The organism is Erwinia sp. 198, assembly GCF_003937915.1.
Lineage (GTDB): Bacteria > Pseudomonadota > Gammaproteobacteria > Enterobacterales > Enterobacteriaceae > Erwinia > Erwinia aeris.
Window position 1 is genome coordinate 86,516 of the sequence record NZ_RHUM01000013.1, and the last position, 13,192, is coordinate 99,707.

Consider the following 13,192-nt stretch of genomic DNA (forward strand, 5'->3'; position numbering starts at 1 on the left):
GCTAGCTTTCTCTGCCGCGCAGCGCCTGTTCGGTCAGCCACAGGCGCGTATCAAATTCCAGCTGGTGATACTGCGGCTCCATATGGCAGCAAAGCTGATAAAACGCCTTGTTATGATCTTTCTCTTTAATGTGCGCCAGCTCGTGTACCACGATCATGCGTAAAAATGCCTCCGGCGCCTGTTTAAAAATGGTCGCCACGCGGATTTCCGCCTTCGCCTTCAGCTTGCCGCCCTGCACGCGGGAAATGGCGGTGTGCAGCCCCAGCGCGTGTTTCATTACCTTGATTTTGCTGTCGTAAATCACTTTATTCAGCGGCGGCGCGTTGCGCAGGGCCTGGTTTTTCAGCGTCAGCGCGTAGTCATATAACGCTTTGTCGCTGGTGATAGCGTGCGTGTCGGGATAGCGTTTTTGCAGCACTTCGCCCAGCCGCTGCCGATCGATTAGCTGCTGCACCTGAGCCAACAGTGACTCCGGATAACCTTGTAAATAGAGTAAAGACACAGGCGCTCCCACATAAATAACGGTCGAAAGCCGGATTTTATCATGCGGACGCCGCGCCGGGGGATCTTTGCGTCGACGGCGCGTGACGTTGCAAGCCTTAAGTCCTTTTCGCATACTGTCGGTTTAGTGAATGATTCGGAGTCATGATGATCGATTACAGAGAGCTGTTCGGCGCGGGCGCGGGCTTTGAGGCTTTTGCCAAAACCGGCCTGGCTGGCGAGATTGCCGCCGTCAAAGAGGCGCGCGCGAAGCTGAACTCGGAAGAGTACGTCTCCGGCGAGCTGAAGGAGCAGGTAAAACAGGTGCGCGGCGCCTATTATCTGCTGACCGCAGCGGAATTGTGGTGCCCGGACTGCCAGCGCAACGTAACCGCGATGCAGTTTATCAACGAGCTACAGCCGACCATCTCCCAGGCAATTATCAGCAAAAGCCGGGCGGAACGTACGCTGCTGCCCGCGCTGGCGCTGGATAAGGTGCGGATCCCTTTTACCGTGGTGCTGGATGAGAAGTTTGAGCCGATCGGCACTTTTGTGGAGAGGCCGGCAAAAGCGCTCCACGGCGGTGAAGCCGAGCTACAGGCCTACCGGGAAGGTCGGCTGCTGAACGCAACCGTTGAGGATATTCTCGCTATTATCCATAAGCATCAGGCAGCGCGCGGCTGACAACAGCCGCAGGCAGCGCGCGTCCGTCAGGAAAAAATCAGCAATTTCAGGCGATAACAGCGTCAACGTGGGATGGAGGCAGCAAAAGAAGAAGAGGTGACAGCGGTCGCAGCGCTTGCCTGAACAAGAAAAACATTTACTGTCGGCGCATTTTAGGGGATAACTCGCGGGAATTTTTATCCAGCCGGAGATCCCATGAGCCAATTCGAACTGAGCCACCGCACGCTGACGCTGCACCGTTTTCCCCAGATGCGTGAAGAAAGCCCGTTACAGGCGTGGGACGCCGCCGATGAATATTTGCTGCAACAGGTTGCGGACAAGCCTGCCAACGGCACGACGCTGATCTTTAACGACACTTTTGGCGCCCTGGCCTGTGCGCTGGTGGGCGAAGAACTTTTCAGCGTCAGCGACTCGTGGATCAGCCAGCAGGCGACGCGGCAGAACCTGCTGGAAAACGGCATGGACGAAGGCGACGTGCATTTTCTGGACAGTCTGGCCGCGCTGCCCGCCAGCCCGGCCCGCGTGCTGATTAAAATCCCTAAATCCCTTGCCCTGCTGGAGCAACAGCTGCGCGCGCTGCGTCATGTGGTAACGCCGGAAACGCAGGTTATCGCGGCGGGTAAGGCAAAAGACATTCATACCTCGACGCTGCAGCTGTTCGAGCGCGTGCTGGGGAAAACCACCACGTCGCTGGCGGTGAAAAAAGCGCGGCTGATCTACTGTACGCCAGAGCTGCCGCAACTGGCCGCAGGTGCGGAAACCTACAGCTGGCCGCTGGACGGTACGCCTTACCACATTCATAACCACGCCAACGTTTTTGCCCGCAGCGGGCTGGACGTCGGCGCGCGTTTCTTTATGGCGCATCTGCCGGATAATATCGACGGTGAAATTGTCGATCTGGGCTGCGGCAACGGCGTGATCGGCCTGATGGCGCTGGAGCAGAACCCTACGGCGGAAGTGCATTTCGTTGATGAATCCTGGATGGCGGTCGCCAGCAGCCGGATGAACGTGGAGGTTAATCGCCCGCAGGACATGGCGCGCAGCCACTTTGCGGTCAATAACTCGCTGGCCGGTTTTCCTTCCGATCGCCTGCATGCGGTGCTTTGCAATCCGCCTTTCCATCAGCAGAACACGCTGACCGATCATATTGCCTGGCAGATGTTCCGCGATGCGCGCCGCTGTCTGCAATATGGCGGCGAGCTGCGTATCGTTGGCAACCGTCATCTCGACTACTATCGCAAAATGAAGAAGCTGTTCGGCAACTGCACCACCGTCGCCTCTAACCAAAAGTTTGTGATCCTGCGTTCGGTAAAACTGCGCTAACGCCGCCTGATCCAGGCATACCGCTGCTGATAGCCATGCTGAAAATGGCCGTTGCGGCGATAGCTCGCCTGTTCTTCCGCCATACAATAGGTGCAGATGCCGCTCAGCTCGATTTGCGCTTCCGGCACGCCTGCGCGCATCGCCATGCGTTTTGCCAGCAGCGGCAGATCGAACCAGACGCCCTGCGTGGTGCCGATCGCCTGCGCTCTTACCGCCTGCGGATTGCGATATTGCCGCGTGGAGTACGCCAGCAACGGCCGCAGGTCGTGCGGGTTCTCCTGACGCATAGCCGCGATGCGATCCTCGCCCAGTTCATAACAGCACGGCCCAATCGACGGGCCGACGGCAAGATACAGGCTGTCCGGCGTTGCACCACGCTCGCAAAGCCGATGGATAGCCTGAATAAGCACGCCTTTTAGCGCGCCGTTCAGCCCGGCATGGACGGCGGCGACCTGCTTGTGCCGCACGTCGGCGATCAGCACCGGCAGGCAGTCGGCGGTATAGACCGCAACAGGGCGCGAATCTGTGGCAATCAGACCGTCCGCCTCGCGACTTTTCACCGGCAGCGCTTCGCTGTCCAGCAGGACGTGCGCCGTGTGGCGCTGACGATTCATAATGCTTTCCGGCGGCGGCGGCTCGCCTGCGGGCTGAAAAGCATGATCGAGCCAGGCAAGAGAAGAGAGCAGAGGCGAATGGTAAGCGTGCGGCATCGGGCGACCTTTTTAACAGATGTCCTGAGTCCTGACAGCTTAACCTGGCAATGTGAACGGCGAATAACTTTTGTTGCCGCCGCCAGGAAAAGCTTCGCCGCGCTGGCTTCAAACAGGCTAAATCGTTAACGCCAGGCGCGTGCCCTGAGCGATAGCGCGCCGTGCATCCAGCTCTAACGCGCGATCCGCGCCGCCGATAATATGCACAGGACGGTCGCCCAGCGCTTCCGCCAGACGGCGATCGGGCTGCTGGCCCGCGCAGATCACCACGTTATCCACCGCCAGCAGGACCGGCTCGCCCTGATGCAGAATATGCAGGCCCTCGTCGTCGATTTTCAGATACTGCACGTCGCCCCACATATTGACCTGACGCATCTGTAGGCTGGCGCGATGGATCCAGCCGGTGGTTTTGCCCAGGCTGGCGCCGGGTTTGCCGGGCCTGCGCTGAAGCAGCCAGATTTGGCGCTCGCTCTGCGGCGGCTGCGGCGTCGTGATACCGCCAGGCTGTTGCAGCGTGCGATCAATGCCCCATTCCTGACAGAAAGCCGCAATGTTCTGGCTGGTCGGCTCGCCGTGCTGGGTAAGATACTCGGCAATATCAAAACCAATACCGCCCGCGCCGATAATCGCCACGCGCTTGCCCACCGGTTTTTTATCGCGCAGCACCGCCAGATAGCTCAGCACGCTGGGATGGTCGATGCCAGGGATCTCCGGCGTGTGCGGCACTACGCCTGTTGCCAGCACCACCTGATCATATCCGGCCAGATCTTGCGCCGTGACGGTATGATTAAGCCGCAGCGTAACGTTATTCAGCATCAGCTGGCGCGTGTAATAGCGCAGCGTCTCGCTGAACTCCTCTTTGCCCGGAATTTGCCTGGCGAGCGTAAACTGACCGCCGATAACGGCTGCCCGATCGAACAGCGTGACGCGATGTCCTCGTCCGGCAGCGTTCACCGCAAAAGCCAGTCCGGCCGGCCCGGCACCGACTACGGCCAGGTTTTGCGGCTTTGCCGTGGGCGCAATCGCCATTTCGGTTTCGTGGCAGGCACGTGGATTGACGAGACAGGAGGTCAGCCTGCCCGCAAATATCTGATCCAGGCACGCCTGGTTGCAGCCGATGCAGGTATTGATCTCATCGCTACGGCCTTCCTGCGCCTTACGCACAAAGGCCGCGTCGGCCAGGAAAGGACGCGCCATCGATACCATATCGGCGCAGCCTTCATCCAGTAAAGCCTGCGCCACGTCCGGATGGTTGATGCGGTTGGTGGTAATCAGCGGCACGGTCAGGTGCTGTTTTAGCTGCTTCGTCACCCAGCCAAAAGCGCCGCGCGGGACGGAGGTGGCAATAGTGGGAATGCGCGCCTCGTGCCAGCCGATGCCGGTATTAATCAGCGTCGCGCCCGCTTTTTCTATGGCTTGTGCCAACCGCACCGTCTGCGGCAGCGTGTTGCCCTGTTCCACCAGGTCAAGCATCGACAGGCGATAGATAATGATAAACGCCTCGCCGACCGCCTGACGAACCGCCCGCACGATTTCCAGCGCGAACCGCATTCGCCGCTGCTCGTCGCCGCCCCATTCGTCGTCGCGCTGATTGGTTCTGGCAGCCAGAAACTGGTTAATCAGGTAGCCTTCCGAACCCATGATTTCCACGCCGTCGTAGCCTGCCTGTTTCGCCAGCGCGGCACAGCGAGCAAAATCGGCGATAAGCGTCAGGATGCTCTCGTGACTCAGCGCGGCTGGCTTAAAGGGATTGATTGGCGCCTGTAATGCGGATGGCGCAACCAGACCTGGCTGATAGCTGTAACGACCAGCATGTAAAATCTGCAGCGCAATCTTGCCGCCGGCCTGATGCACAGCTTCTGTGACTGTACGGTGGTGTGCAAGCTGGTCAGGATGGCTAAGGATGGAAGCGCCAGCCGTGACCACGCCTTCCGCCGAGGGAGAAATCCCGCCGGTAACTATCAGCGCTACGCCTGCGGCCGCGCGTTCCGCATAAAAAGCGGCCAGGCGGCGCGGGCCGTCGGGATGCTCTTCCAGCCCGGTATGCATCGATCCCATCAGCACACGGTTTTTTAACTGCGTGAACCCTAAATCCAGAGGCGAAAAAAGTGAGCGGCTCATAATTGCGATCGTCAAAGTGGTCGGATGAGTTTCACTGTAGCGGCGGCGCGCCGTTTCCGAAAGCGGTGCAGATAAAATTGTGATGTATGCCCGCCTGATGGGATAAAACGGGAGCGGGTGTAGTCGGTATTGCAAAAACAGCACAGCCCTCTATGCTGCGTTAGCAAATTCTTGCTTCAGAGAGCATAAAATGAGATTTCCCGGCCTGACCAAAGGATTTTTCCTCTTAATCCTGCTTATTGTGACCGTCGCTTTTTTCGAGGTGCTGCAACCTTATTATTCTGCTGTGTTGTGGGCAGCGATCCTGGCGGTCATTTTCCATCCGATGAAAAACAAAATCCGCCAGTGGATGGGAGAAAGAAACGGCGCCGCCTCCCTGGTGACCGTGGCGATTATCTGTCTGATCGTTATTACGCCGCTGGCGCTGATCCTCTCGTCGCTGGCGGTTGAGTTCAACGTCGTTTACAGCAAAATTCAGGCTAACAGCACGCCGCTACCGACAATGATGACGAATACGGTGCATCATCTTCCGCAATGGGCGCAAAATTACCTGGCCGATCATCAGCTGAATACCGTGAGCGGCATTCAGCAGAAGCTTTCTCAGGTTGCGTTGCGGGGCAGCCAGTATCTGGCCGGCAGCGTGTTTCTGATCGGGAAAAGCAGCCTGAGCTTTGCGTTAGGCTTCGGCATCATGCTTTACCTGCTGTTCTTCCTGCTGAAAGACGGTTCCTGGCTGGTCAACATTATCCTGAAATCGCTGCCGCTTTCACGCTATGCAAAACATCATCTGCTGGCGAAGTTCGCTGCGGTGGCCCGCGCCACGGTAAAAGGCACGGTCGTGGTAGCGGTGGTGCAGGGCGCGCTTGGCGGCTTTGCCTTCTACGTGACCGGCATCGATGCCAGCCTGCTGTGGGGGGCATTGATTGCTTTCCTTTCGCTGGTGCCGGCCGTAGGTTCGGCTATTGTCTGGGTGCCCGCCGCCATCTTCTTTTTCTCTACCGGTTTAATTTGGAAAGGCATTTTCCTGGTCGCTTTCTTTGTGGTGATCGTAGGCCTGGTGGATAACTTCCTGCGGCCGCTGCTGGTGGGCAAAGACACTAAGATGCCGGATTATCTGATCCTCATTTCAACGTTAGGCGGGATGGAAATCTACGGCATCAACGGTTTTGTCATTGGCCCGCTGATTGCCGCGATGTTTATTGCCTGCTGGAACCTGCTTTCCGGCCGCGACCACGAAGGCAACAGCGAAGAGCTGGACCCGGAGTTTATTGAGGAAGGCAAAACACCGCCGGCCAGCTGATTAAATGCGGCCCTGCGGGGCCGCTTTTATTTCTGCGCTTCCTGAGGCAGCTCACGATAAAATCCCATCCCTATCAGCCTGCCGAATAAAAATGGCAGGAAAGGGCGACGACGCAGCCAAAGCTCCATGCGACCCGGCGGCTTGCGTCGCGGCTTTTTCCCCGCCTTGCTAATCATTATTTGCAGCGACTGCGTAGCCCAGGTAGCGAAAGCGCGCCGCCGCTGGACTTTCTCCAGGTCTTTCAAAGTCAGCGAACCCTTTCTCAAAGGCCCTGACAGAAGATTAGCGGTCGCTACGGCATCCTGGATCGCCAGGTTGACGCCAACGCCGCCGATGGGCGACATGGCGTGCGCGGCATCCCCAATACACAGCAGGCCAGGTTTGGCCCACTGCTGCAAACGGTCGATGCGGATCTCCAGCAGCTTAACCCGATCCCAGTCGGTAATTTCCAGCTGGAGTCGCTCAAGGGAAAATGGCGAAGCGCTGGCGACCTGCTGCAGAAAAGCGGAAAGCCCGCTCTCCTGCAAAGCAGTAAAACTGCCCTGGGTAATCGAATAGCCGCACTGCCAGTAGTCGCCGCGATCGATCATAATAAAATGGTTCTTAGGCCCACGATGACCCGGCGACCATTCAGGATCGTCGGCTTGTTTAGCCATCTTCATCCACAGAACATCGCGTGGTGAACCGAAACGCTGCACTTCCAGGCCAGCGAGCGCTCTAATAACGGAATGACGGCCATCGCAGCCAATAACCAGCTCGCTGCGGAATTCGCGCGCTTCGCCCTCCACTGTCGCCTTAACACCTTTGATCTGACCCTGCTCTTCAATTAATGCGTCAACCTTTGCGTTCTGGATCAGCTGAAAACCGGGCAGCTGTAAGGCTTTAGCGTGCAGAAAGTTCAGAAAATCCCACTGCGGCATAAAAGCGATATATTTACAGCGGGTAGGCAGACGAGTGAAATCCGCCATCGTAGCGGGCTGGCCATCGATCTCGCCGTAAAGCCTTTCTGCTTTTTGGTGCGGCAGCGCCAGAAACTCATCCAGAAAGCCCAGCCGCCAGATAATTTCAAGCGTAGAGGGATGGATAGTGTCGCCACGAAAATCCCGTAAAAAATCTCCGTGTTTTTCCAGTACCGTTACGGGAATGCCGTTACGCGCCAGCAGGTAACCCAGCATCAGCCCGGCCGGGCCTGCGCCAACGATACAGCAGGAAGAAGGGGTAGGGGTGTTCATTCTGGACCGTCCGGCTAGCTCAATAAATGATAATTGTTATCATTGGTCAGCAAGAAGATCAAACTACATCGGGCCGGGCAGCACTAATGTTTCATGTTGCCGCTTACAGGGCTGCGCTGCGGCAAGCAGATACAGGCGGGCTGTTTAGCATAGATCGGCCGGTTTTAACGCTATGAGAAAATATATGGTTTTTTATTATTAACAGGCTAACTCTTGCTTCACTTAATCAAAATAAGAGCGGTTGTTGTAGCGTTTCACCAGCGGATGATCAGCATGGCGATTAATAACTCCGCTTTTTAAGGCTGCAAAGAGGGCCATAGCGTAATAGCGGCAGCAGCGACCTTCCGGCTGAGGCCGCCTTATGATATCCCCATGTCTGTTTTGGCTAAATTCTAAATTCATTTATGTTGTTATCAACGCCGGGAACGATAAATTTATCGTGAAATTATAGAGATGATTATTATATCGGGGGTTTTACCTGATTCTGAATGAGTGACCAGGTGAGGCAGTATTTAATAAATGAATATAACTCACGGCCCTCAGGTAAGGGATATAAAGTATTTACAGATTATTTTAGCGCGGTATGATTTGTAACCACATCCACAAACCTATGGATCACTATACACAAGGAAGCGATACCGTGTCAGCACTACAATTTCCCTGTAATATTTTCAAGACTCAGAAACGGATGGACGATTACAGCGCCAGTGATATGCGCTATGGTGATTTGTCCGCAGCACAGTTGAAATCGCATTATCATCTGGTTGATGTCTCCACCAGGGTAAATCCTTATACACTGGTGAAAATCACCCCGTTCAGCCAGCCACAGTCTATGTTTTACGGCTCTCGGGGAGAGGGCAAGAAAATTACCCGGCAGGAGTGCGCCGGTATCCTGTTTGATGAATTCCGCCACCTGTCTCAGCCGTTCGCCACTTATGGACCTTACAGGCACCTTATTGAAAAGATGATTAGCCATATGCAGCATGGAAATGGCACATCTTTCCGGGATGCGTCGTTGGACAGGGCACTGAAGGAACAGATCATGAATGATAGATCGAGGGAAAACAGTACATGCTTACGGCTGGATGAAGTTTTTAAAAGCCATATAGATTGGGAAAATAAATTTTATCCCGTAAGCAGAAAAGACGAATTAAGGAACGCCATATCTCGTGGAAAGCTTCCAAAATTTGACCGATTCCAGGATGATTTTAATGGCATGGGAATAACTGTTCATGATACATGGGCAACGCACATTGCGATTAAATCGTTACAGATAGATAAGAACCATTACCGGGCAATAGTTCATTACAGTATTCAGGATCATTTCGGCCTGGATATAGACGACATTTCAAATTTTAAATTTAGTTATTTTCGATTCTTTCGTATCTGGTTCGTGCTTCAGCGATATAATCAGTTTGGTTTTAAACCTTTTATGACCAATATGGAAAACACCATTGAAATTTCTGGAGGGCGCGATGAAAGAGAAAAATAAGAAAATTTTCGCCATTATCTCCCTGGCTGTCTGTATGTTAATCGGTTACTGGCTCTGGCTCTCACTACGCCCTGTAGAAGTTGTCGCAGTCCACCAGGAAAATAATTATAGTGATGTTTTAGTCAAAAACTTTCCTTTTACCACTCAGGGTAAAATAAACTGGTGGTCAAAAAATAAAAAAATGCTGAAAGAAAAATATGGCATCCCAAAGCCTGCAGCTTATGGAAGTTTTACTATCATTTTCTGGTATTTCGGTGATGGCTACAAAGAAGAAGGAAAATATGACAGGCTTTGTTTTTATGATATGAAAGAAAAAGAAAATTGCATAGAAAAAGAACGTGCTCTTGAAGTCAGCTATAGCAAAAGTATGGGGACTACGTTTACTGTCCATGATGGAATATACCGTATTGGTAGCAAGGGGGAAATAATTAAGAACCACCCTGACCAGGCATGTCTCTCGTGTGGTAACCTGCAGAAAGCTTTCGCCCAGCCTTGATTTGTAGCTGGACAGCACTGTGGCTATTTCGTAATGGCGTAGCCTTATAGTCTCATAGCCCCTTGAACAGTCTCCTGACAGCCGGTAACGGGATACTTTTCTCACCATCCCGGACGGAAACAAGTTTGCACCGGGAACGTGAAGCGTTGTCCTTTCACAAACCATGTTGAGAACGAATTAACAAGTTTGATATGGTTTTTTTTGAAGTCGGCGCTGCCAGGCACTAAGTTGGCAATTGTGAAGGATAGAGCCAGCTTACTGGCTTTAGCCGATGCATGATCTGCCGCTTTGCCTGACAATTTTGAATGTGAGACACAAGGTTATTGCTTTTTTCATTGCCAGGCCTTGTTAATTTTTTACGAAAGTAAAATTCAACCAAATCCAAAGCTACATCATTTTTTCTATATGCCTCACCTAAAGAAAGAGCTAACCTTTTTTCCTCTCTCCTGATGTCACGGCATGAAATATTATTGATTCGGGACAAGGCACGAAACATAATTGATAAAACGTTGCCCGCCTAATAGTAGATATACAATCTGCATGGATGTGATTAAATGAATTTTTTAGTGCAGTAGCTAATTTTTTATTGGCCTGCATTTTAAACTGCAAACAGTTTTATGACCTGTCTTGTGTCCTTGTTGTATCATCTTCCCAATTTTTGATCATGTTCGCCAACAAGGGAAAGAAAGAAGATGGGAAAAACAAAGAAAACGCTGATTTATATTCCAATTGTTATTATTTTTTTTCTAATTATACCGGAGGTCATTCTTCGCACATTGACGCCTGAACAGCTGGCGAGGGTGAGTGATTTCACAAGTTTAGGGGGACTCTTAAACCCTTTACTCTCCCTGATAATTTTTTTGGGCCTTTTCTCCGTCATTTTGGCTGTTCTCACTGTCTCTACAGTGAGCAAAATCTATCGTTCGAGATCACGCTCTGAGGGCAAGTGAAGCCTTATATTGCCGATAATCAGCTTTAGCAAAGCTATGCATGCACTGGGTGCTTATTTTGCATGCATTTCCTGCCCTTATTCCCGTTGTTCCCGGCCTGTTCTGGCGCAGTTTCTGAGGCTGGATGCAGTTGCATGAAAATCGATGAACAAAGCGGGCAGGCGTGGCGGGGATGGCATTGCCGCCGAAAAAACCAATTCACGCTGTAACAACGGCAGCGACGTATTGAGGAACTGCCCCCGTGAAAATGAAGCGTTTCGCCGTTGGGCTACTGCCCCTATACCTGGTACTGTTATCCGGCAGCGGCAGCGACCAGCCATCACCGGCGATCAATCTTTCCGTAACTGGTTGTCGCACAATAACGCGCTGCCGCCTGAAAGTCGCCAACCCGCACAATAACGGCGATCTGAATCGCCTGCTGGATGAAACTGAATCTGCCTGGGCAAACTGCGCGGAAAAGGTGGGTACCATCGTAATCTGCCAGGAACGCAATGATGAACAAGCCGTAATCCTTACGCAAAGCCCTGAATGATGCCGTTTCGTATGTTCGGGAGAATCCGGACCGGCTCCTCCTTTTTGTGGATAACGGGGCGCTGATCGCGACGCCTGCCGCGTCAATTGCATGAGAATACCGCTATACCCTGAACATAGTGGTAACGGATTTTACCGGCGACCAAAATTTATTGATGGCTCCGATCCTGTTCTGGCTGCGGGAAAATCAGCCGGACCAGATGCAGAACGTAACGGAGCGGGAAAGGCTGTTTACGTTTGAGGTCGATATTCTGGGCAACGGAGCCTGCGATCTCAGCCTGAACCTGAAATTAACGGAGCGTGTGCTGGCATGTGAGGTAAACGGCGCTATGGAGGTTGAAGCACTGGCAGAGCCAAAGTTGCGTGATGATTACTGGGCTGGTTACTGATGGATGACCTGCATCAGGTAGACGCCTGGCTGGCCGCGCTGCTGGCGGATCTGGAACCAGCAGCCCGCACGAAGATGCTACGGGAAGTAGTGCGGGATGTGCGACGTATTCAGCAGCAGAACATGACCGCGCAAAGAGCGCCGGACGGTACGGCATGGGAGCCGCGTAAAGTGACGGCCCGGACAAAGCCGGGGAGGGTAAGGCGTAAGATGTTTATGAAGCTGAAAACGGCGAAGTATCTCAAAGCGCAGGCTGACGCCAGCCAGGCGGAGATCTTCTTTGCCGGACGGGCGCAGCGTATAGCTCGTGTGCATCATTATGGTTTACGCGACAGAGTGAATCGATTCGGCTTTAAATTACAATATACTAAGCGCCCACTGCTGGGCGTTAGTGACGGTGTTAAAAATAAAGTACTATGGATTTTTGTTAATTGACTTGCTTAAGATAAAAAAAGTGAAATACGATTTCATGACTTTCACTATTTAAAATAGGAGTTAAGTTCGTAAATCGCTTTATTCTTAACTTTTGGGTTAAAGAGGTGATGCCTTTCAAAAATGAATTTTTTGCTGAATTTAGTTTTGGATAATTCCCAACCTAAAAGACTAAATATGCATCTTATTAAGATGGTTCGAAGGTGTTCTGACGCTATGGCAATATTTATCAGTTGATCGCTTGGGAGCAAGTCCCCATGAATAAGAACATTTCTAATAGTAGTTAATCCGGTTGTGTTGTTTTTTTTATCATCAAATAAAGGCCACGTATCACCTATTTCAATGCTATGTTGATCAAGGAATAGCATGGCCGATTCTTTGAAGGAAAGTCGGTTGAGTTCGTTTATTTTATTATATATTTTCCCTCTTTCTTTTTTCAATAAAGGTAATTCTTTTTTTATTGTTTCTTCTAATTTAGATCTCAACCGCCCAAACCTAACTTTGTCAAGAATAAATTCAATTCCATTCTGCCTTTTATACGCTAACACTAAGGATTCCAATGCCTGGAAATAGGATAAAAAAGTTAATTCAACAACACTTTTCCTTCTGATGGTTAGGCAGTTAATTCCGTTTTTAATTTCTTTTCTGTAAGGTGAAGTATGATAGTTTGGCAGTGTAATATCAAAGAAATTTTGTATGAAGTTTCTCTCTATTAATTCACTTGTTTGATTATCTTTTATGTCTTCAGCTTTAAAATTATTGCTTTTGTAGTGAGTTTCTATTTTGTCTTTATACTGTACCTGCCAAGACACGCAGTGTACTTTATGATCATTTAAAAATGACATTAATAGCAAAACATCCTCAATATAAGGGTTTATATTTTTTCGATTGTCTCTATAACGTTTATTGATTTTCTTATTTTTGTTGTAATTAATTGATACCGGTCGAGTTCTATGTGACCTTGATTAGAAATGCCAGTGTATAATGAGTCTGCGGTTAATGTGATGTTATTTGGTATTTTTATTTTTAATGTTTCCCCTTTGCTTTGTTTTA

At 51.6% G+C, this 13,192-nt stretch carries 12 protein-coding genes and 1 pseudogene; 8 read left to right on the plus strand and 5 right to left on the minus strand.

Translation table 11 applies throughout. From position 1 onward, the window contains the following. Position 1 precedes the first annotated feature (1 nt). Positions 2 to 502 carry a M48 family metallopeptidase gene (locus tag EGK14_RS17465; RefSeq protein WP_125290373.1) on the minus strand — a complete coding sequence of 167 codons (501 nt, stop codon included), beginning with the start codon at positions 500 to 502 and terminating at the stop codon, positions 2 to 4. Between the two features lie 143 nt (positions 503 to 645). Here EGK14_RS17465 and EGK14_RS17470 point away from each other — a divergent pair, with 143 nt between their 5' ends. Together EGK14_RS17470 and rlmG are read left to right on the plus strand one after the other, a co-directional pair. Further along, positions 646 to 1,164: a thioredoxin family protein gene (locus EGK14_RS17470; RefSeq protein ID WP_125290374.1), complete on the plus strand. Its 519-nt coding sequence runs from the start codon at positions 646 to 648 to the stop codon at positions 1,162 to 1,164. Between the two features lie 195 nt (positions 1,165 to 1,359). Beyond that, on the plus strand, positions 1,360 to 2,487 hold the full coding sequence (rlmG, locus tag EGK14_RS17475) for a 23S rRNA (guanine(1835)-N(2))-methyltransferase RlmG (RefSeq protein ID WP_125290375.1): 1,128 nt from the start codon (positions 1,360 to 1,362) through the stop codon (positions 2,485 to 2,487). On the opposite strand, the gene EGK14_RS17480 is transcribed toward rlmG, so the two are convergent. Together EGK14_RS17480 and EGK14_RS17485 are read right to left on the minus strand one after the other, a co-directional pair. Further along, complete coding sequence (locus EGK14_RS17480) at positions 2,484 to 3,197, minus strand: polyphenol oxidase family protein (RefSeq protein ID WP_125290376.1); 714 nt, start codon at positions 3,195 to 3,197, stop codon at positions 2,484 to 2,486. The two genes, rlmG and EGK14_RS17480, sit on opposite strands and share 4 nt — an antisense overlap. Before the next feature lie 117 nt (positions 3,198 to 3,314). Beyond that, a complete protein-coding gene (locus EGK14_RS17485) occupies positions 3,315 to 5,318 on the minus strand; it encodes an NADPH-dependent 2,4-dienoyl-CoA reductase (protein ID WP_125290377.1) in 2,004 nt (667 codons plus the stop codon). Between the two features lie 190 nt (positions 5,319 to 5,508). Here EGK14_RS17485 and EGK14_RS17490 point away from each other — a divergent pair, with 190 nt between their 5' ends. Continuing rightward, positions 5,509 to 6,618 (plus strand): AI-2E family transporter, encoded by a 1,110-nt coding sequence (locus EGK14_RS17490; RefSeq protein WP_125290378.1) that lies wholly within the window; start codon positions 5,509 to 5,511, stop codon positions 6,616 to 6,618. Between the two features lie 26 nt (positions 6,619 to 6,644). On the opposite strand, the gene EGK14_RS17495 is transcribed toward EGK14_RS17490, so the two are convergent. Next, complete coding sequence (locus EGK14_RS17495; protein ID WP_125290379.1) at positions 6,645 to 7,850, minus strand: FAD-dependent oxidoreductase; 1,206 nt, start codon at positions 7,848 to 7,850, stop codon at positions 6,645 to 6,647. Between the two features lie 640 nt (positions 7,851 to 8,490). Here EGK14_RS17495 and EGK14_RS17500 point away from each other — a divergent pair. The 5 genes and pseudogenes from EGK14_RS17500 to EGK14_RS17525 all read left to right on the plus strand — a co-directional run bounded on the left by EGK14_RS17500 (position 8,491) and on the right by EGK14_RS17525 (position 12,142). Then, positions 8,491 to 9,342 carry a YPO3983 family protein gene (locus EGK14_RS17500; RefSeq protein WP_125290380.1) on the plus strand — a complete coding sequence of 284 codons (852 nt, stop codon included), beginning with the start codon at positions 8,491 to 8,493 and terminating at the stop codon, positions 9,340 to 9,342. Continuing rightward, complete coding sequence (locus tag EGK14_RS17505; protein WP_125290381.1) at positions 9,326 to 9,838, plus strand: DUF943 family protein; 513 nt, start codon at positions 9,326 to 9,328, stop codon at positions 9,836 to 9,838. Before EGK14_RS17500 ends, EGK14_RS17505 begins: the two co-directional genes overlap by 17 nt. Before the next feature lie 1,197 nt (positions 9,839 to 11,035). Next, on the plus strand, positions 11,036 to 11,320 hold the full coding sequence (gene lysC, locus EGK14_RS17515) for an Rz1-like lysis system protein LysC (RefSeq protein WP_370256501.1): 285 nt from the start codon (positions 11,036 to 11,038) through the stop codon (positions 11,318 to 11,320). Beyond that, positions 11,313 to 11,708 (plus strand): annotated as a pseudogene (locus EGK14_RS17520) (phage tail protein). Before lysC ends, EGK14_RS17520 begins: the two are co-directional and overlap by 8 nt. Next, a complete protein-coding gene (locus EGK14_RS17525) occupies positions 11,708 to 12,142 on the plus strand; it encodes a phage virion morphogenesis protein (RefSeq protein WP_125290384.1) in 435 nt (144 codons plus the stop codon). The pseudogene EGK14_RS17520 and the gene EGK14_RS17525 overlap by 1 nt, the downstream one beginning before the upstream one ends. A gap of 44 nt (positions 12,143 to 12,186) precedes the next feature. Here EGK14_RS17525 and EGK14_RS17530 read toward each other — a convergent pair whose 3' ends face one another. Continuing rightward, entirely contained in the window at positions 12,187 to 12,951 is a 765-nt protein-coding gene (locus EGK14_RS17530; RefSeq protein WP_148101256.1) for a hypothetical protein, read from the minus strand. Positions 12,952 to 13,192 lie beyond the last annotated feature (241 nt).

Coding starts and splice junctions, on each gene's coding strand:
- EGK14_RS17470 (WP_125290374.1), top strand. CDS start 646: ATGATGATCGATTACAGAGAGCTGTTCGGCGCGGGCGCGGGCTTTGAG.
- rlmG (WP_125290375.1), top strand. CDS start 1,360: ATGAGCCAATTCGAACTGAGCCACCGCACGCTGACGCTGCACCGTTTT.
- EGK14_RS17480 (WP_125290376.1), bottom strand. CDS start 3,197: ATGCCGCACGCTTACCATTCGCCTCTGCTCTCTTCTCTTGCCTGGCTC.
- EGK14_RS17485 (WP_125290377.1), bottom strand. CDS start 5,318: ATGAGCCGCTCACTTTTTTCGCCTCTGGATTTAGGGTTCACGCAGTTA.
- EGK14_RS17490 (WP_125290378.1), top strand. CDS start 5,509: ATGAGATTTCCCGGCCTGACCAAAGGATTTTTCCTCTTAATCCTGCTT.
- EGK14_RS17495 (WP_125290379.1), bottom strand. CDS start 7,850: ATGAACACCCCTACCCCTTCTTCCTGCTGTATCGTTGGCGCAGGCCCG.
- EGK14_RS17505 (WP_125290381.1), top strand. CDS start 9,326: ATGAAAGAGAAAAATAAGAAAATTTTCGCCATTATCTCCCTGGCTGTC.
- lysC (WP_370256501.1), top strand. CDS start 11,036: ATGAAGCGTTTCGCCGTTGGGCTACTGCCCCTATACCTGGTACTGTTA.
- EGK14_RS17525 (WP_125290384.1), top strand. CDS start 11,708: ATGGATGACCTGCATCAGGTAGACGCCTGGCTGGCCGCGCTGCTGGCG.